We start from the raw sequence: 19,726 nt of genomic DNA, 5'->3' as shown, positions 1-19,726 counted from the left end.
CATTATAAATGGGTCATGAGTCAGGACTATCTCGCCCGTATCACCGCGCTGGAAGAAGAACTTCGCCGGAAAGACAGCCAGCTCAGTCTCGTTGCCGAGACTGAGGCCTTCCTGCGCTCTGCGCTGACCCGCGCTGAAGAAAAGATCGAGGAAGACGAACGGGAGATAGAACACCTGAGGTCTCAGATAGAAAAACTGCGCCGTATGATGTTCGGCACCCGTTCTGAAAAACTGCGCCGCGAGGTGGCACAGGCCGAAGCGCTGCTGAAACAGCGCGAACAGGCGAGCGATCGTTACAGTGGGCGGGAAGACGACCCGCAGGTTCCCCGCCAGCTCCGTCAGTCCCGGCACCGTCGTCCGCTTCCGGAACATCTTCCCCGTGAGATACTCCGGCTGGAGCCGGAAGAAACCTGCTGCCCGGCATGTGGCGGTGAAATGGCGTACCTCAGCGAAGTCAGCGCGGAGCAGCTGGAGCTGGTTGCCAGCGCCCTGAAAGTGATCCGCACAGTGCGGGTAAAAAAAGCCTGCACAAAATGTGACGGTATCGTGGAAGCTCCCGCGCCGTCACGTCCTGTCGAGCGGGGTATCGCCGGACCGGGTCTGCTGGCCCGTGTGTTAACAGCCAAATACTGTGAACATCTGCCGCTGTACCGCCAGACGGAAATCCTTGCCCGCCAGGGGGTGGAGCTGAGCCGCGCACTGCTCTCCAACTGGGTGGATACGTGCTGCCGTTTAATGGCGCCGCTGGACGAAGCCCTTTATCACTACGTGATGAACTGCCGCAAACTGCATACAGATGATACTCCAGTGCCGGTGCTGGCGCCGGGCAGGAAAAAGACGAAAACCGGGCGTATCTGGACGTATGTCCGGGATGACCGGAATGCCGGTTCGTCAGATCCTCCGGCAGCGTGGTTCGCGTACTCACCGGACCGGCAGGGAAAACACCCGGAGCTGCACCTTCGCTCCTTCCGTGGCGTCCTGCAGGCAGATGCCTTCGCGGGGTATGACCGGCTGTTCAGTACATCGCGAGAAGGCGGCGTGCTGACAGAGGCGGCATGCTGGGCGCATGCCCGCCGAAAAATCCACGACGTGTACATCAGCAGCCAGAGCGCCACGGCGGAGGAAGCGCTGAAACGCATCGGCGAACTGTACGCCATCGAAGCGGAAATACGCGGCATGCCGGAGACAGAGCGTCTGGCGGCCAGACAGTCGCGGAGTGCGCCGCTGCTGGCGTCACTGCATGAGTGGATGGTGGAGAAAAGTGCGACACTGTCGAAAAAATCCCGGCTGGGAGAGGCGTTCACGTATGCCCTGAACCAGTGGGATGCCCTGTGTTACTACTGCCGTGACGGTCTGGCGGAACCCGACAATAACGCCGCGGAGCGGGCGCTTCGCGCCGTCTGCCTGGGAAAGAAAAACTACATCTTCTTCGGGAGCGATCATGGTGGCGAACGTGGTGCACTGCTGTACGGACTGATCGGAACGTGCCGTCTGAACGGTATCGATCCAGAAGCGTATCTGCGCCACATCCTGAGCGTTCTGCCTGAGTGGCCTTCCAACAGGGTTGGTGAACTTCTGCCGTGGAACGTGGCTATACCTGCCTGACCAGTGTCAATACGGCGTCCGGTTAACGCTTACGATTTGAGCTTCTGTACGGTCTTTCTTCGTTGTCAGGTCAAGGTGATTAATCGTCGCTAACTGGCTGGATGCTTCCCGCTGGTGGACATCAGATATAGAGCGCTCTGCTTCTTTGATTTGTTCGTTCAGTTCTCGTAAACGCTTGGCTGAGGACTCAATATCACCAGAAAGTTCTGCCAGCCTCAGAAGGTTGTCTCTGCGTGTGGTTAGCTCATCCAGTTCAGCCTGTAACGCACCTACAGCCGAATCTTTGCCAGTGGTTAGAGAAAGCCTGTTCGTGTTGTACAGAAGCCCCTGCACCAGTGCCCGGTCAGTCTGTAGACGACTAAACCCTTTTGCATCACATCGACCTTCGGCTTTCATCGAGCATCTGTAGTTACCGCTACGTTTATCCGTGACACCAGAAACTATCATGATAAAACCGCATTTCGAGCAGCGCATAACGCCTTTGAAGAGGTTTGTAAGCAGAGGCTTATCAGATGATGGCTTACGTCCTGAACCCTGCTTGAGTTGTTGTACAGCGTAGAATTGCTCATCTGTGATTATGGCGGGATAGTAGTTCGGTATCTCTGCGACACCTTTCACAACCATAGATTTTGACGGTACTTTGTAGCCAATCACAGCCCGGTTGCTCAGTAGTTCAGTGATTGATGTTTGAGACCAACCACCCTGTACGGGTTTGTACTGGTTGAGCGTGAAGAATCCCTCTTCGTTCATCTTTGCTGCAATCTTGGCGTGTGCCATACCTTCAAGACGTAGCTGGAAGACACGCTGTACAGCTTTAACATTCTCTGGGATATGTTCAAAATGTGACAGGTCATCAGACGCTCTCAGCCACGCTACACAGCGTTTTGACATGATTTGACCAGTCTGTACGGCATGGTCACGTTTAGCAGCCCACACAGAGCGTAGACGCGTTGATTTCATGGCTGATTCTTCATGAGCACGTTGCATCACCAGAATTGCCTTTATCATACTCAGTGGGTCTTTCAGGCTCTCTTTCGTATACCAAGAGCTATCTACGAGGGTCACCACATCTACGCCAGCCCTGAGTATCTTCCTTAGTTGCTCCCCTGCTGCGTCAATATCTTGACGGCTTACCCTGTCCAGTGATTCCACTAGCAGAACAGAACCCGGTTCGATATAGCCCTTTTCTACAGCAGCAAGAAATTCAGCAAAGTCTCCCGACTTAGCATTTGCCCCAGAGAACCCACTGATACCTAAATCTTGGAATTTTAGTGAATCGTCCAGATAGTAATCGGGGTTACGGCTCAACCAATCGTTGATATACTTGGTTTGCCGCTTGGTTGAGTCGCCAACGGATTGATTCTTAGTAGAAAATCTTATGTACGAGATAGCTTTCTTCATCTGGCTAAGTCTGCATCATCAGGAATATTGGAAGTGTATCATAAGACAGGTGTAATTCTCGATAGCCGCCCGGTGCATGCCGCAGTGGCACATAACGCAGCCGTGATAGAAGCTCAGCGCAAAAAGCCCAAAGTGCCGGTACACGCCGTCGTCACCGCCAGCCAGCCGATGGTGCGCTTTATCGGCAGCGATAACATGGCGCAAAATCTGGCGATGTTTACGCCATGGCTGGAAAAGTTGCCGCAGTGGCAGCAGACCACCACGCCCTACCTGTTCCTGCACACGCCGGATATTGCTCAGGCGCCGGAGCTGGTCGATACCCTGTGGAATACGCTTCGCGCCGCCCTCCCCGACCTCGGCGATGCGCCGGCAATTCCACAACAATCTTCTCTTTTCTGACGTTCCTACCTATGATAATGGGTGCCATCTGCCAACAGAAAGGGAGTTTGTATGGTTAGCGCGCTGTATGCCGTCCTGGCGGCATTGTTGCTGATAAAGTTTTCCTTTGATGTCGTTCGTCTGCGTATGCTTTACCGCGTTGCCTACGGCGACGGAGGGTTTAGCGAGCTTCAGAGCGCAATCCGCATTCACGGCAATGCGGTGGAATATATTCCGATTGGCGTTGTTCTGCTGCTGTTTATGGAAATGAACGGTGCCGAAACCTGGATGGTACATATTTGCGGCCTGCTGCTGCTCGCCGGGCGCCTGATGCACTACTACGGTTTCCATCATCGGCTGTTCCGCTGGCGCCGTTCGGGAATGAGTGCAACCTACATTTCACTGTTGCTAATGGTGCTGGCGAACCTTTGGTATATGCCGTGGGAGTTGGTTTTCTCCCTTCGTTAGCGCACAATACGCCGTTTTTATTTTTCCGGATGTCACCTTATGTCTGACCGCGACACGCTATTTTCTGCCCCGATCGCCCACCTTGGCGACTGGACTTTCGACGAACGGGTAGCCGAAGTCTTCCCGGATATGATCCAACGTTCCGTACCGGGCTACTCAAATATTATCTCCATGATTGGCATGCTGGCCGAGCGCTTCGTACAGCCGGGTTCGCAGGTCTATGACCTGGGATGCTCGCTGGGCGCGGCCACGCTTTCTATTCGTCGCAACATCGCCCACGGCGACTGCCGCATCGTTGCCGTTGATAACTCCCCGGCGATGATCGAACGCTGCCGCCGCCATATCGATGCCTACAAAGCGCCGACGCCGGTCGACGTCATCGAAGGCGATATTCGCGATATCGACATTCAGAATGCCTCCATGGTGGTGCTGAACTTCACCGTTCAGTTCCTCGAGCCCGCAGAACGTCAGACGTTGCTCAATAAAATTTATCAGGGGCTGAATCCGGGCGGCGCGCTGGTGCTGTCGGAAAAATTCAGCTTCGAAGACGCCACCGTCGGCGAACTGCTGTTCAACATGCATCATGACTTTAAACGGGCTAACGGCTACAGCGAGCTGGAAATCAGCCAGAAGCGCAGCATGCTGGAAAACGTCATGTTAACTGACTCCGTTGAAGTGCATAAAGCGCGTCTGCGCCAGGCCGGTTTCGAACACAGCGAGCTGTGGTTCCAGTGCTTTAATTTCGGCTCTCTCGTAGCGCTTAAGGCGGGTAGCCCGGCATGATCGAGTTCGGTAATTTCTATCAGCAAATCGCCAAAAGCCCCCTTTCTCACTGGCTGGAAACGCTGCCCGCACAGATTGGCGCCTGGCAGCGCGATCAGCACGGGCTGTTTAAACAGTGGTCCAACGCGGTCGAGTTCCTGCCGGAAATCCAACCGTGGAAGCTGGATCTGCTGCACAGCGTCACCGCCGAGAGCGAAACGCCGCTCAGCGAAGGTCAGATCAAACGGATTGACACCTTGATGCGCAACCTGATGCCGTGGCGCAAAGGGCCGTTTTCGCTGTACGGCGTCAATATCGATACCGAATGGCGCTCCGACTGGAAATGGGATCGCGTCCTGCCGCACCTGTCTGATCTGAGCGGTCGAACCATTCTTGACGTGGGCTGTGGCAGCGGTTACCACATGTGGCGGATGATCGGCGCGGGTGCCCATCTGGCGGTTGGCATCGATCCCACCCAGCTGTTCCTGTGCCAGTTTGAAGCCGTGCGTAAACTGCTCGGCAACGATCAGCGTGCGCATCTGCTGCCGCTCGGCATTGAGCAGCTTCCGGCGCTGAAAGCGTTTGATACCGTCTTCTCCATGGGCGTGCTCTACCATCGCCGCTCGCCGCTGGAGCATATCTGGCAGCTTAAAGATCAGCTGGTGAACGACGGTGAACTGGTGCTGGAAACGCTGGTGGTTGACGGTGATGAAAACACGGTGCTGGTGCCGGGCGACCGCTACGCGCAGATGCGTAACGTTTACTTTATTCCCTCTGCCCCTGCGCTGAAAAACTGGCTGGAAAAATGTGGGTTTGTCGATGTGCGTATCGTCGATATGAACGTCACCTCAACCGAAGAACAGCGTCGTACCGAATGGATGGTCACCGAATCGCTGGCCGATTTCCTCGACCCGAACGATCCGACCAAAACCATCGAAGGCTATCCTGCGCCGCTGCGCGCGGTGTTGATTGCGCGTAAACCGTAATCGTTTTGCCTGACTACAAATCGTAGGCCGGATAAGGCAAAGCCGCCATCCGGTAATCAGCGCGACGCTGACCCTGCCAATAAAATACGATGGCGAAAAAAAGGCCCCTGTTTAATGGGCAGGGGCCTGGTACAAGCAAGCATCATATTGGGCGATATGACGCGCGGTAAAAAACGGTTAACTACTCATGACGCGCGACGATCGCACTCATTGCGGCTACGGCCGCACCGTCGACGGCATAACGTGAATACTCATCAGCGTCAGGATCCGTTGACATTGACAGTCCGGGATTGCGATAACGCATTTCGGAGGGCAACCATTGCCCGGCTGAACTGTGCACTTCTTTGACGCCTGCTTCCAGGAAGAGCGAAAGGTTGCTCGCCCTCACACCTGCACCCGCCATAATGGTTGGAGTACCCTCTCGCGCAATAAGTTCCCGAATTAATGAAATACCTTTTTCGGCCGACGGCTGCTGACCAGAAGTCAACACCCGGGAAACGCCTAAATCTGCCAATACATCAGCGGCTTGCAAAGGATTGGCACACATATCAAACGCGCGGTGGAACGTCACCGCCAGCGGCCCTGCCGCTACCATAATTTGCCGCATACGCGGCACGTCAACCTGCCCTTCGGGGTTGAGCACGCCAATCACAAAACCGGGGTAGCCCAGCGAGCGAATCTGACGAACGTCTTCCAGCATGGCGGCAAACTCACCGTCGGTGTAGCAAAAATCGCCGCCGCGCGGGCGGATAATGGGATGCACGGGAATCGTCACCCGCTGGCGCGTCGCTCTCAGGACACCGTACGACGGCGTCAGCCCGCCCTCCAGCGGCGCGGCGCACAGTTCAATGCGATCGGCCCCGTTCTGCTGCGCGATCACCGCGCATTCCGTGCTGTAACAGCAGATCTCCAGCAATGCCATGTTTCTCTCCGTTTTTCTCCAGCGTCCGATGATGCCATCGTTACGCGCGCCAGACCCCGCGTTAGCTCACATTGTTACACTGCTTGTTCGCTGGCAACGATTTCTTCGAGGGTCCATGGATGAAATTTCACCGTTACATGGCCATCGGTGATCGCCATAGTGGGGTTTGGCAGGCGTTCGCGTTCGCCTTTCGGCGAGCTGGTTTTGACCGATATTCCCGGCTGACTCAAACCCTCGTCGGACAGCAGCGCCAGCGCCCGCGCGTTGAGCTGCTCAGGCTCGCCCGGCAGAACAATCTCAATATGCTCCCAGCCTTCGTGCGGGTAGCGCTTTTCACCCGGCCACGGCAGCTCAACCACCGTAAAGCGCCAGTGCGCAACGCAAACCGGCTCATCGAGTTTAAACAAGCAGATAGGACGCCCGTTGATGAGGTTTTCCGACAGTAACGTACCGCACTGCTCGAAACCGGCACGCCAGCGCTCGGCGGTGGCGTTTTGATGACAACGCAGGGAAATGTGGTCGGCATTGAGCGGCGCGATATCGAGCCCCAACCGTTGCGAAAGCGCAGTGAACGCCTCGGTAAAGCGCGGAAGGTCCGCGGAAATATCCTGTAGCTGCGCGATAGTCTGCCAGTTTGCCATTTCAGCCCTACTCTTATCTGATGAAAAGGCTAATCTACCCTGTTGTGGGCGCTGAACCAACCGACGAGGCGGACAAGCGGTCAATCCCTGCTCAGGCGGCGTTGGGCCAATGCTGACGGCATCGGGCAAATGCAGTATACTCCCGCCTTAATTTATCCACACCCGGCGCTGCACCCCGCGGGCAGCAGCGTCTAAAACGTAAGGTATTCCGGTGAATATTCAGGCTCTTCTCTCAGAAAAAGTCAGTCAGGCCATGATTGCGGCAGGCGCGCCTGCCGATTGCGAACCGCAGGTTCGTCAGTCAGCAAAAGTACAGTTCGGCGACTATCAGGCCAACGGCGTGATGGCGGTTGCGAAGAAACTGGGCATGGCGCCGCGACAACTGGCAGAGCAGGTACTGTCTCATCTCCAGCTTGATGGCATCGCCAATAAAGTGGAAATCGCCGGGCCGGGCTTTATCAACATTTTCCTCGATCCGGCGTTCCTCGCCGAGCACGTTACGCAGGCGCTGAAAAGCGAACGTCTGGGTATCGCGCAGCCGGAGCCGCAGACGATTGTCGTTGACTACTCCGCGCCAAACGTGGCGAAAGAAATGCACGTGGGCCATCTGCGTTCAACCATTATCGGCGACGCGTCGGTCCGTACCCTGGAGCTGATGGGTCACAAGGTTATCCGCGCCAACCACGTCGGCGACTGGGGCACCCAGTTCGGGATGCTGATTGCCTACCTGGAAAAACAGCAGCAGGAAAACGCCGGTGAAATGGCGCTGGCTGACCTCGAAGGTTTCTATCGTGAAGCCAAAAAGCACTACGATGAAGACGAAGCCTTTGCCGAGCGCGCTCGCAGCTACGTGGTTAAACTGCAGGGCGGCGATGAATACTTCCGTAAAATGTGGCGCCAACTGGTCGACATTACCATGTCCCAGAACCAGCTGACCTACAACCGTCTGAACGTGACCCTGACCCGCGATGACGTCATGGGTGAAAGCCTGTATAACCCCATGCTGCCGGGTATCGTTGCCGATCTGAAGGCCAAAGGGATGGCGGTCGAGAGCGAAGGCGCAACCGTGGTGTTCCTCGACGAATTTAAGAACAAAGAAGGCGAGCCTATGGGCGTCATCATCCAGAAAAAGGATGGCGGCTACCTGTACACCACCACCGATATTGCCTGTGCGAAATACCGTTATGAAACGCTGCACGCCGATCGCGTGCTGTACTACATCGACTCCCGTCAGCACCAGCACCTGATGCAGGCATGGACCATCGTGCGTAAAGCAGGCTACGTGCCAGACAGCGTTCCGCTGGAACACCACATGTTCGGCATGATGCTGGGTAAAGATGGCAAGCCGTTCAAAACCCGCGCCGGCGGTACCGTGAAGCTGGCGGATCTGCTGGACGAAGCGCTGGAGCGCGCGCGTCGTCTGGTGGCGGAGAAGAACCCGGATATGCCGGCAGACGAGCTGGAAAAACTGGCCAATGCCGTCGGCATCGGTGCGGTAAAATACGCCGATCTGTCCAAAAACCGCACCACCGACTACGTGTTCGACTGGGACAACATGCTGGCCTTTGAAGGCAACACCGCGCCGTATATGCAGTATGCCTATACCCGCGTACTGTCTGTGTTCCGTAAGGCCGAGCTGGAAGAAAGCGCCATCGTTAACGCCGCCGTGAACATTACCGAAGAACGTGAAGCGCAGCTGGCCGCGCGCCTGCTGCAGTTCGAAGAAACGCTGAATGTGGTTGCTCGCGACGGTACGCCGCACGTCATGTGCGCATACCTGTACGATCTGGCGGGTCTGTTCTCTGGCTTCTACGAACATTGCCCGATCCTCTCCGCAGAGAGCGAGGCAGTGCGCAACAGCCGCCTGAAGTTAGCGCTGCTGACGGCGAAAACCCTGAAGCTGGGCCTCGATACCCTGGGGATCGAAACCGTCGAACGTATGTAATTTCCGTTCCCCCAAAAAGCCCGCGCCGTGTCGCGGGCTTTTTTATTTTCCCCTCCCCGCCGCGTTTGTTACAAAACACAAGAAATGACACATTTTCCCGGAGGGATGGAACACTTTTTGTCTGTCATGACGCAGGCCGCTCCGTATGATTAGGCGGCTTAAACACCGGGTACTGTCATGACATTTAGAGACTATGAAGCGGAGCGAAAGCTCTTCCTGCGTCGCGCGCTGGTGGCCTTTGGCCTGGTGATCGTCTGCTTTTGCATTCTTATCTTCAACCTTTATCATTTGCAGGTTGATGAGCACGATTACTACACCACGCGATCCGACGCCAACGATATAAAAATGCTGCCTGTCGCCCCCACGCGCGGCATCATCTACGATCGCAACGGTATTCCGCTGGTCAAAAACGTGACCTGGTACGATATTTCCGTCACGCCTTATAAAATCAGCGATATGGACGCGCTGTTGCGCCAGCTAACGCCCATCGTCGACCTTACTGCCGACGATATCGACCAGTTCCGTAAAGCCCTCAAATCAAGCAGCCGCTACCGCCCGGTGGTGCTGAAAAATGCGCTGACCGATATCGAAATCGCACGCTTCTCCGTTAACCAGTTTCGCTTCAGCGGCGTCACCGTCAACAGCTATGAGGACCGACAATATCCCTACGGTGCCGCGCTGGCCCACGTGCTTGGCTACGTATCAAAAATTAACGACAGCGATCTCAAAGCGCTCGATAAACAGGGTATCGCAGAAAACTATGCCGCCGACCACAACATCGGTAAACAGGGGATTGAACGCTACTACGAAAGCGAACTGCACGGTAAGACCGGCTATCAGGAAGTGGAAGTTGATAACCACGGGCGTATCGTTCGTCTGCTAAAAGACGTGCCGCCAGTGGCCGGAAAAGATATTCATCTGACACTGGATCTGCACCTGCAGGAGTACATTGAGAGCCTGCTGGTCGGCCAGCGCGCGGCGGTATTGGTGGAAGATCCGCACGACGGCTCGGTGCTGGCGATGGTGTCCAACCCGAGCTACGACCCGAATCCCTTCGTCAAAGGTATTAGCTACCAGGATTACAATGCGCTGTTACAGGATAAAAACCTGCCGCTGATTAACCGCGTCACTCAGGGGCTGTATCCGCCAGCCTCCACCGTGAAACCCTATATGGCGATGTCGGCGCTGCTCGATGGCGTCATTACGCCGCAAACCCACTTCTTCGGCGCGCCGACATGGACGCTGCCCGGCACGCAGCGCCACTACCGCGACTGGAAAAAAACCGGTCACGGCATGCTCGACGTCACCAAAGCCATCGAAGAGTCCGCCGACACCTTCTTCTACCAGGTCGCCTATATGATGGGCATTGACCGGATTCATAGCATGCTGAGCCAGTTCGGCTACGGTAAACCAACCGGCATTGACCTTGATGAAGAGTACACCGGTCTGCTGCCCAGCCGCGACTGGAAAGAGCGGGTGCACAAAAAAACCTGGTATCAGGGTGATACCATCTCAGTGGGTATCGGCCAGGGTTACTGGATTGCGACACCGATTCAGATGGTGAAGGCGATGGTGGCGCTGCTGAACAACGGCCGCGTGATCCCTCCGCACCTGTTAAAGGATGAGGCGTCTGGCAAAACGCTGATTCCCTACCAGCAGCCGAAAAATGAAACGCAGATTGCCAGCGCCGCCTCTCCGTACTGGAGCCTGGTGCGCCAGGCTATGTTCGGCATGGCCAATGCGCCCAACGGTACCGGCTACAAGTTCTTCCATACCGCACCGTACGGCATTGCGGCAAAAAGCGGCACCTCGCAGGTGTTCAGCCTCAAAGAAAATCAGACCTACAATGCGAAGATGATCCCGACCCGCCTGCGCGATCATATTTTTTATACCGCCTTTGCGCCGTATAAAAATCCGCAGGTTGCCGTTGCGCTGGTGCTGGAGAATGGGGGGAGCGATGGCGTGGTCGCGGCACCGGTCATGCGTCAGATACTCGACCATCTGTTTGCCCCCCAGGACAGTCAGCCGCAGCCGCCGTCCCAGGGGTAAGAGGGAAAATCGTCGGGTGTCTTAGCGCCCGGCGGAGACCGCTTCAACCACAACCGGCGCGTCGTCTTTTTTGAACAGTGGACTGTTGCCCCAGCACTCTTCATAGCGGTGACCAACCAGATCTTCCACCACCGCTCGCACGTCCGGCGCAATGTCTTCCAGCTTGCCGCCGGCCTTGATTCGCGCCACTTCCTGCAGCACGATGAGATGGGTTTTGCGATCCAGCTTCATCTGCTTACTGAAGACCACCGCCGCCAGCGCCAGCAGCGCAACGCCACCGCAGAAGACCACCGCAATGGCGTTCACTGCGCTTTCCGGCTGTACATGCGCTTTCGACTGGAAGCCGTAGTAGCTAAGAACAGCGCCCATCACAAAGACAATAACGGAGCGTAAGATTTTACCGGAGAAGGTCATCGCCCCCGCATAGATCCCTTCACGGCGACGACCGGTGTAGATTTCATCAACGTCCGCGAGGAAGGTATAAACCGTCCACGGAATGTAATACACGCCGCCGGTCCCCAGCCCAAAGATGATTGTGATGCCGAACATCAGAATCGTCGCTAGGTGCGCAGGCAGATGGAAGAACCACAGGGAGGTGTACAGCAGCACCGCGAAAATAACGATACTCAGCGCCATAATGTACGGCTTACTGAAGCCTTTTTTCACGCACAGGCCGATAAACAGCGCCGTGGAAATCAGCTGCAGGATGGAGTTCAGGCTATTCAGCCCCGCGACCATTGCCGGATCGTGCTGGAGAACAAAAATGACGAAGTAGGTAAAGATAGAGGCGAACAGCCACTCGGCGCCAAAGCCACACAGGTACATCCCCAGGTGCTTACGGAATACGCGCAGATAGAACGTCGAACGCATATCTTTGGCCAGCGACAGCAGCGTGTTGAGCAACCCGGTTTTCACCTGTTCCTGCGGCTCTTCTTCACGCGGGCGCTCCCAGCTGTTGTACCACAGGCAGGCTACAGCGGCGATCAGAATAGCACCGTAGGTCAGGCCGGTCAGGAAGAATGGCGTCGCCGACTCTTTGCCGTACAACAGGATAAACTGCCCAGGAATAAACGCCGCCAGGAAGTTTGCCAGTTTACCAAAAATCGCTTTGTAGCCGGTGAGCCTGGAACGCAGCGCGAAATCGTCGGTCATTTCGGTCGCCAATGTTTCGTAAGGCACCATGACTGAGGTATAAATGATCTCGAACATCACGTAGGTACCCAGGTAGTACCAGAAGCCCAGCCCTTCCACCCACAACAGCGGGTAGAACATCATCAGTGGAATGCCGATCAGCAGGAAGAAGCGGCGGCGGCCGAAGCGTTTGCCAAGGCGGGTTTTACCGAAGTTATCGGTGAGGTAACCCATCAAAGGGTTACTGATCGCGTCAATGACGCTGGCAACGGAAAAAATAAACGCAGCCTCGATTAACGTCAGGCCGCAGAAGGTGGTGTAGAAGTAAAGAAGCCACGCACCGCTGATTGCCAGCGCGCCGCTGCCCAAGAGGTTTCCGCCTCCGTATGCCAGTTGATGGCGCAGATTGACAGGTCTTCCCTGCAGCCCGTGGGGGGCTGAAGCCGCATTTCTTGCCATAAAAATAAACCTCATGTTTTATAATTTTGAAACACTGTTTTTATATTATTATCATGAGGTTTGAAATGTGAGCAAAATCACTATTGTCATTACGGCTAATACGCATCATGCAGGAATGCGATCCACTTAAAATTTTTTTATAACCAAAACTGAAAATTTCAAAAAAAATTGATGGTTCAGATAATAAAAAACCCGACAGCGGTTGCTGCCGGGTTGGCGGGAAGTGTGAGAACTTAGAAGAACTTACGCAGATATTCCGTCAGGCACAGTATCGCCATCGCCTGCCCGTACGGCATGGAGGTCAACGGAATTTCACGGTAGAAATCGAGGTTTGACCCCATGCCGGTACCAAAGGAAGTTTGCAGCAGCTCACCTTCCGGGGAAACGTGCTTCACGATGCCTTTCATCGCTTTTTCCGCGACTTCGGCATACTCCTGGCCCACGTAGCGCTTACGCACCGCCTTCAGAATGCCGTAGGCAAAGCCTGCGGTGGCCGACGCTTCCAGGTAGGAATGAGGATCGTCGAGCAGCGTGTGCCACAGACCGCTTTCGTGCTGGCATTTCGCCAGCGCGGCAATCTGCGCGTTCAGCACCTGCACCAGATAACGCCGCGTCGCATTGTTCTCCGGCAGATCCACCAGCTCCAGGAAGTCAGGGATCACGATGGTCAGCCAGCTGTTGCCGCGGGCCCAGCGGGCGTGAGCAAAATTATGGTGGCCGTCATAGTTCCAGCCGTGGAACCACAGACCGGTCTCGCGATCCATCAGATTCTGCACGTGCAGCAGGAACTGATACACCGCTTCTTCGACGTACTCAGGGCGATTCAGCAGCTTGCCGATTTTCGCCAACGGCAGCACGGTCATCATCAACGTATCGTCCCACATCTGCTGATGGTTTTCTTCCGCCAGCGTGATGTGCTGCATGCCGCCGTAGTCGGTGCGCGGCATCTCGTGCATTGCCCACTCAGCCCAGCTGTCCAGCCAGGGTAAATAGGCCGGGTTACCGGTCTCTTCGTAGCGATAGGCCAGCGTCAGGAACGGCGCCATGGTATTCACGTTCTTGGTGGTCGCGCCTTCCGCAAAGCGATCGGCGAACCAGCTATCGATGATATCGCGCATCGCGACATCACCGGTCTGCTGGTAGTACTGATAGATACCGTACAGCCCTACGCCGTGCGTCCATTCCCAGCCTGCCCATCCTTTGGTATCGATCACGCGACCATCGTCAAGACGCAGCAGAAATTGACCAGTCTCATCCTTGATATTCACCAGATTGTTCGTCACCGTCTGAATCAAGGCTTTCAGCTCTTCCCGGGAGATAAAATGCTCCGGTTGACGTAATAATGGGCTATGTTTGACGGGCCAAACTTTCATATTCTTAACCTCTGTTGTAAGTCGAATTCAATGTTGCAGCCTGCTTCAGCGAAGGTGCCGCAGGTTTATTACGATTCAGGTAACCAATGTTGTTGTTGCCCCACAGGGATTCGTACGGCATTCCCGCCAGCATTTCGACGGTGGCGCGCGCCTGTGGCGTGACGGTTTCCGGTACCACGTGGCCGGACTGGCGCATTTTTGCGGTTTCTTCACGCAGCACGCTGTGGGTTTTCAGGTTCAGCTTAAAGCGCAGTGAGACCAGGAAGCCCAATGCCAGTACCACGATGGTGCCCATACTGAGGATCATCAGGATGGTATGGCTCACTTCCGGCGGCTGGGTTTTCTGCCCGGAGACGAAGCCGGACATCTGCATGATGATGCCCACCAGCATGACCGCCCCCGCCTGAGAGGCTTTACGCGTCAGGGTCATGATGCCGGCGAAGATACCCTCGCGGCGCTGGCCGGTGATCACTTCATCAACGTCAGAGATATAGGTGTAGGTGTTCCACGGCACATAGTTGATGCCGCCGCGTCCCAGACCGGCAATCGCGGAAATCAGCAACAGTAATGCATAGATATCACTCATACCCGCATAGTACAGCGCAGCATACGAGAATGACCCCAGGCCAAACAGCACCACCACCATGCGATAGGACGGTGCCGGCCCGAAGCGGATGCACAGCGGAATCATGGCGATGACGGCAATGAACTGGAAGATAGCCATGGTGCCGAGCAGGTTGGAGGCGACGGACGCTTCCTGCATCAGTACGAACACCACGTAGTAGGTAAAGACGGCGTTAAACACATCCTGCGCGATATAGCCGCCGAGGTACATTCCCAGGTGCTGGCGGAAAATCTTGATGCGCAGCGTTGAGCTCAGTTCGACAAACAGGCGATTCATGCTCTGCGCAAACGTCAGGTGTTTTTTCTCCTCTTCCGCCTTCAGCGCCGCCACAGTCCACTCTTCACGCGGGCGCTCCCAGGTAAAGAACCAGACAAAAGTCAGCATGATGGCGCACAGCACCGAGAACACCAGGCTGGCATAAAAGAAGGAAATGGCGTTGTCTTTACCGAAGTGGGTCAGCAGAATGCCCGGCAGGAAGGAAGCCAGAATCGCCGACATCTGCGCCATACCGATACGCGCGCCGGAGAATTTGGTTTTCTGTTTGAAGTCGTCGGTCATTTCCGGGACCAGCGTTTCATACGGCACCAGAATCATGGTGTAGACCACGTCAAAGATCAGATAGGTGACGAGGTAATACCAGAAGCTCATCTCCCCTATCCACATGAAGGAATAGCTGAACACGCAGGGAATGCCGAGCAGAATAAAGAATTTGCGCCGACCAAAGCGTTTACCAAACCAGGTGGAGCCGAAGTTATCGGTCAGGAAGCCCATCAGCGGGCTGACCACCGCATCCAGTACGCGAGCGGTGGCGAAGATAAAAGTGGCTTCAATGGGGGTTAAGCCGCAAAACGTGGTGTAGAAATACAGCAGCCAGGCGGCGGTCAGCGCGGTGGTACCGGCGCCGAGAAAATCTCCCGATCCGTAGGCAAAATAGTTAACGAGTCCTATTTTTCGTGTTCTGTTCATTGACGTTATCCTGTGCCTTTTATTATGGAACTCCTTCAGCCTGCCAGAGCTGATAACAAAGGAGTACTGACACGGCTACAGTAAAAGTATGCGTTAAGGGATACCTTCCTATTTCTGCCAGCGCGAACGCCTGATTGGCAAAAATGCAAAGAGTCGTGGCATATGCATCACTGATTTATAAAACAACGTTTCTTTACAATCAAAAGTGAGGGTCAGAAATGCGAGGTCGCCACCAGAATCCGGTGGCGAAAAGAGGAATGTAGGGCTTTCAGCGGTAGTTAACGATAATTTGTATGCTTTGTACCCGTAACGCCGGAATTAATCTCCCACCGCCCGGCACTTCCCAGATAAACCGAAACGGCTCTGCCGCCGAAACCTGGCTAAAAGCCAGCGTGCTGCCGCTCTGCCCATCCAGCTCCGTACAGCGCGAAAGCGAGCACAGCCGGACCCGCAGCCCGGCCGGTACGGGGCCGTTCAGCGCATAGCGCCAGACCACCCGCGTGGTCATGCCCTGCACCGACTGCGAGGCGGTCAGCGGCCGCGACGATACGGCAACTCCGCGGTGATTCAGGGTGATGCCAATATTGCTGTCCTGCCAGGCCCCCTCGCCCGCCGCCTGCGCCAGGCCAGGCAGAACGAACAGCAACGCAAACCACCGACGCATTATTTACCTCCAATGGTCGCCGTCATGCGAATGTTGCGGTTATCGGACAGCTCCATGTTTGACAACACCACCAGCTGTGGCAGGCTGCGACGCAGGAAGCGCGACAGCAGAGGACGCAGCGCGTGGTTCACCAGCAGCACCGGCGGCGCGCCGAGCATTTCCTGACGCGCCAGGGCCTCCTGCGCCTGCGCCAGCAGACGGTCAGCCAGGCCCGGTTCCAGGCCTCCGCCGCCCTGTAGGGCTTGCAGCAGCAGTCGCTCCAGCGGCGTATCCAGCCCGATAACCTGCACCTCGTCGTTACCCGGGAACCAGCGTTGGGTGATCGCCCGGCCGAGGGCCACGCGCACCACCGACGTCAGCTCGCCCGCATCGGTCTGGATCGGCGCATGTTCAGCCAGCGTTTCCAGAATGGTACGCATATCGCGAATCGGTACTTTTTCATCCAGCAGATTTTGCAGCACTTTATGCAAGGTGGTCAGCGTCACCACCCCCGGCACCAGATCTTCAGTCAGCTTCGGCATCTCCTGGGTTACGCGCTCCAGCAGTTGCTGCGCTTCCTGACGACCAAACAGTTCCGAAGCGTGCAGGCTAATCAGATGATTCAGGTGCGTCGCCACCACGGTACTGGCTTCCACCACCGTGAACCCCTGAATCTGCGCCTGCTCTTTCAGCGCGCTTTCAATCCAGATAGCCGCCAGGCCAAACGCCGGATCGGTGGTGACTTCACCGGGCAGTGAACCCGCTGCGGTACCGGGATTGATCGCCAGCCAACGGCCAGGGTAGGCCTCGCCGCTGCCAATCTCGACCCCTTTGAGTAAAATACGGTACAGCGCCGGCGACAGGTCCATATTGTCGCGAATATGCACCACTGGCGGCAGGAAGCCCATTTCTTGCGCAAATTTCTTCCGAATACTGCGGATGCGCCCGAGCAGTTCACCATCCTGCTGGAAATCAACCATCGGAATCAGCCGGTAGCCCACTTCCATGCCCAGCGTATCTTCCAGCTGCACATCGCTCCAGGTGGCCTCTACCGCCTGCGACGTATTTTCCGGCGCTTTCACCGGCTGCGGCTGATCCGGAGCCTTTATCTCACGCCCACGGATCCACCACGCCAGCCCCAGCAGCGCGGCGGTAAACAGCAGGAACACCAGGTTCGGCATACCCGGGACCAGGCCCAGCAGGCCGAGCACCCCGGCGCTCAACAGCATGACGCGCGGGTTGCTAAACAGCTGGCCGACCATCTGTTCGCCAACGTCCTGCTCGGTACTTACGCGGGTCACAATGACGCCCGCCGCGGTCGAGATCACCAGCGCCGGAATCTGCGCCACCAGGCCGTCACCAATGGTCAGCAGGGTGTAAGATTCCGCCGCTTTGCCCAGATCCAGACCGTGCTGTAACACCCCTACCAGCAGTCCGCCGATGACGTTGATCACCATAATCAGAATCCCGGCGATGGCATCGCCGCGCACAAACTTACTGGCACCGTCCATCGAACCGTAGAAGTCCGCTTCCTGGGTCACCTCTGAACGGCGCTTTTTCGCTTCCTCTTCGCCGATGATCCCGGCGTTGAGATCGGCGTCGATCGCCATCTGCTTACCCGGCATCCCGTCCAGCACAAAGCGCGCACCCACTTCGGCAATACGCCCGGCACCTTTGGTGATAACCATAAAGTTGATGATAACGAGGATGATAAACACCACGATGCCGATAGCGAAGTTACCGCCGACGAGGAAGTGGCCAAACGCTTCAACCACCTTCCCCGCCGCCGCCGCGCCGGTGTGTCCGTCCATCAAAATAATACGCGTCGAGGCCACGTTCAGCGCCAGACGCAGCAGCGTGGTAAACAGCAGAATGGTCGGGAAGGCGGCAAACTCCAGCGTGCGCTGGGTGAACATGGCCACCAGCAGCACCATAATGGACAGCGCAATGTTAAAGGTAAACAGCAGGTCGAGGACGAACGCCGGCAGCGGCAGTACCATCATCGACAAAATCAGCAGGATCAGCACCGGCCCGGCAAGCACCTGCCACTGGGTGGATTTCAGGTTGCTGGGGAGGCGCAGCATTGCGACAAGATTAGCCATCAGAGTCCTTCTCGTTCAAAAAATCCAGTGCCTCAGGCACCGCTATGTTATCCGGTTTTTTCGGCGCGGCGCCGCCCGCCAGTCGCCAGCGCTTAAGCTGCCAGACCCACGCCAGCACCTCTGCCACCGCGGCGTACAGCTGGCCGGGGATCTGCTGACCGATATCGGCATGGCGATACAGCGCGCGCGCCAGCGGCGGCGCTTCCAGCATCGGAATGCGGTTCTCCTCGCCAATTTCACGAATGCGCAGCGCCACCAGCCCCGCGCCTTTCGCCACGACTTTCGGCGCGCTCATTTTGTTTTCGTCGTACTGCAGGGCGACGGAATAGTGTGTCGGGTTATTGACGATCACGTCAGCCTTCGGTACGTCGGCCATCATCCGACGGCGTGCCGCCGCACGCTGCATCTGGCGAATACGCCCTTTAACGTGCGGGTCGCCTTCACTCTGCTTAAATTCATCGCGAATATCCTGCCGCGACATACGCAGCTTTTTCAGATGGCTGTGGATCTGCCAGAAAACGTCGAAGCCGACCATCGGGATGATGCCCATCGCCACCAGTAGCGCGCACAGGCCTACCATATTCAGGGCGTTACCTATTGCCGACAGCGGTGATTCGCTGACCAGACGCATCATCTGCGGCCAGTGCATCCACAGGAAAAAGCCCGCCACGGTCCCCATCAGCACCGCTTTCATAATCGCCTTACTCAGCTCCGCCGCCGTCTGCGCCGAAAACATGCGCTTAATGCCGGGCAGCGGGTTGAGCTTATCGAGCTTGAAGGCCAGCGATTTGGTGCTGAACACCAGGCCGCCGAGCATCATTGGCGCAACCAGCGCCACCGTCACCACTCCGACGATCAGCGGAAGCAGCGCCAGCATGGCTTCTTTGAGCAGCAGGATAATCTGGCCGAGGATCAGGTTGGGGTCATTGACGATGCTGTGATCAAAGCGCAGCCCGCCCGAAAGCAGGTTCGCCAGCCGTCGAGCCAGCGACTCGCCGCCCAGCCAGAGCACACAAACGCCCACCAGCAGCATCAGCAGCGACGTCAGCTCGCGGGAACGCGGGATCTGCCCCTCCTCACGCGCCTTTTCAAGCCGTTGGGGTGTGGGGTCTTCTGTTTTGTCGTCGTCGTCGCTTTCTTCTGCCACGGCATCACTCTCGAAAATACGGTCGCGAGTATTATCTCGATGCGGCGCGTTGCCAATAGGACGAATAGCGGAATGAAAGTGAAGGAATTCGGGCGTTTATTGATGGGTATCCGCGTATATTGC

The 19,726-nt window shown here is 56.4% G+C and carries 15 protein-coding genes and 1 pseudogene; 7 read left to right on the top strand and 9 right to left on the bottom strand.

The window, feature by feature from the left end; all coding sequences use genetic code 11:
- Positions 1–15 precede the first annotated feature (15 nt).
- On the top strand, positions 16–1,605 hold the full coding sequence (gene tnpC, locus H7R76_RS09990) for an IS66 family transposase (protein WP_064146682.1): 1,590 nt from the start codon (positions 16–18) through the stop codon (positions 1,603–1,605).
- A 6-nt stretch (positions 1,606–1,611) separates the two neighbouring features.
- Here the strand turns inward: tnpC and H7R76_RS09985 are convergent, their stop codons facing one another.
- Positions 1,612–3,006, bottom strand: a complete 1,395-nt coding sequence (locus H7R76_RS09985; RefSeq protein ID WP_182967659.1) for a recombinase family protein — start codon at positions 3,004–3,006, stop codon at positions 1,612–1,614.
- A gap of 51 nt (positions 3,007–3,057) precedes the next feature.
- Between H7R76_RS09985 and H7R76_RS09980 the strand changes: the two are divergent.
- The 4 genes and pseudogenes from H7R76_RS09980 to cmoB form a co-directional block, all read left to right on the top strand.
- A pseudogene (locus tag H7R76_RS09980) lies at positions 3,058–3,405 on the top strand (DUF72 domain-containing protein); the annotation flags it as partial.
- 51 nt (positions 3,406–3,456) lie between these two features.
- A complete protein-coding gene (locus tag H7R76_RS09975; RefSeq protein WP_182930417.1) occupies positions 3,457–3,852 on the top strand; it encodes an MAPEG family protein in 396 nt (131 codons plus the stop codon).
- Between the two features lie 39 nt (positions 3,853–3,891).
- Entirely contained in the window at positions 3,892–4,635 is a 744-nt protein-coding gene (gene cmoA / locus H7R76_RS09970) for a carboxy-S-adenosyl-L-methionine synthase CmoA (RefSeq protein WP_106927793.1), read from the top strand.
- Positions 4,632–5,600 (top strand): tRNA 5-methoxyuridine(34)/uridine 5-oxyacetic acid(34) synthase CmoB, encoded by a 969-nt coding sequence (gene cmoB / locus H7R76_RS09965; protein ID WP_182967657.1) that lies wholly within the window; start codon positions 4,632–4,634, stop codon positions 5,598–5,600. The genes cmoA and cmoB overlap by 4 nt, the downstream gene beginning before the upstream one ends.
- A 181-nt stretch (positions 5,601–5,781) precedes the next feature.
- Here the strand turns inward: cmoB and cutC are convergent, their stop codons facing one another.
- Together cutC and H7R76_RS09955 are read right to left on the bottom strand one after the other, a co-directional pair.
- Positions 5,782–6,522: a copper homeostasis protein CutC gene (gene cutC / locus H7R76_RS09960; protein WP_182967655.1), complete on the bottom strand. Its 741-nt coding sequence runs from the start codon at positions 6,520–6,522 to the stop codon at positions 5,782–5,784.
- 74 nt (positions 6,523–6,596) lie between these two features.
- Positions 6,597–7,163: a VOC family protein gene (locus H7R76_RS09955; protein ID WP_106927799.1), complete on the bottom strand. Its 567-nt coding sequence runs from the start codon at positions 7,161–7,163 to the stop codon at positions 6,597–6,599.
- A 211-nt stretch (positions 7,164–7,374) separates the two neighbouring features.
- Between H7R76_RS09955 and argS the strand changes: the two genes are divergently transcribed.
- Together argS and mrdA2 are read left to right on the top strand one after the other, a co-directional pair.
- Positions 7,375–9,108, top strand: coding sequence for an arginine--tRNA ligase (gene argS / locus H7R76_RS09950; protein WP_106927801.1), 1,734 nt, complete (start codon positions 7,375–7,377; stop codon positions 9,106–9,108).
- Positions 9,109–9,285: 177 nt separating this feature from the next.
- The gene (gene mrdA2 / locus H7R76_RS09945) at positions 9,286–11,157 is read left to right on the top strand and encodes a peptidoglycan DD-transpeptidase MrdA2 (protein WP_106927803.1); all 1,872 of its coding nucleotides are present in this window, start codon (positions 9,286–9,288) and stop codon (positions 11,155–11,157) included.
- A 21-nt stretch (positions 11,158–11,178) separates the two neighbouring features.
- Here the strand turns inward: mrdA2 and H7R76_RS09940 are convergent, their stop codons facing one another.
- The 6 genes from H7R76_RS09940 to flhB form a co-directional block, all read right to left on the bottom strand.
- Complete coding sequence (locus H7R76_RS09940) at positions 11,179–12,747, bottom strand: MFS transporter (protein WP_106927805.1); 1,569 nt, start codon at positions 12,745–12,747, stop codon at positions 11,179–11,181.
- Positions 12,748–12,980: 233 nt separating this feature from the next.
- The gene (gene bglB / locus H7R76_RS09935) at positions 12,981–14,120 is read right to left on the bottom strand and encodes a beta-galactosidase BglB (RefSeq protein WP_106927807.1); all 1,140 of its coding nucleotides are present in this window, start codon (positions 14,118–14,120) and stop codon (positions 12,981–12,983) included.
- A gap of 4 nt (positions 14,121–14,124) precedes the next feature.
- Positions 14,125–15,711: an MFS transporter gene (locus tag H7R76_RS09930; protein WP_106927809.1), complete on the bottom strand. Its 1,587-nt coding sequence runs from the start codon at positions 15,709–15,711 to the stop codon at positions 14,125–14,127.
- Between the two features lie 268 nt (positions 15,712–15,979).
- Positions 15,980–16,375, bottom strand: coding sequence for a flagellar protein FlhE (gene flhE, locus H7R76_RS09925; protein ID WP_182967653.1), 396 nt, complete (start codon positions 16,373–16,375; stop codon positions 15,980–15,982).
- Entirely contained in the window at positions 16,375–18,456 is a 2,082-nt protein-coding gene (gene flhA, locus H7R76_RS09920) for a flagellar biosynthesis protein FlhA (protein WP_106927813.1), read from the bottom strand. Before flhA ends, flhE begins: the two co-directional genes overlap by 1 nt.
- Positions 18,449–19,603, bottom strand: coding sequence for a flagellar biosynthesis protein FlhB (gene flhB, locus H7R76_RS09915; protein WP_106927815.1), 1,155 nt, complete (start codon positions 19,601–19,603; stop codon positions 18,449–18,451). The genes flhA and flhB overlap by 8 nt, the downstream gene beginning before the upstream one ends.
- Positions 19,604–19,726 lie beyond the last annotated feature (123 nt).

This window comes from Klebsiella sp. WP8-S18-ESBL-06, from assembly GCF_014169755.1.
Lineage (GTDB): Bacteria > Pseudomonadota > Gammaproteobacteria > Enterobacterales > Enterobacteriaceae > Kluyvera > Kluyvera ascorbata_B.
Note: the sequence above shows the minus strand (reverse complement) of the source record. Positions and strands in the feature narration are given on the sequence as shown.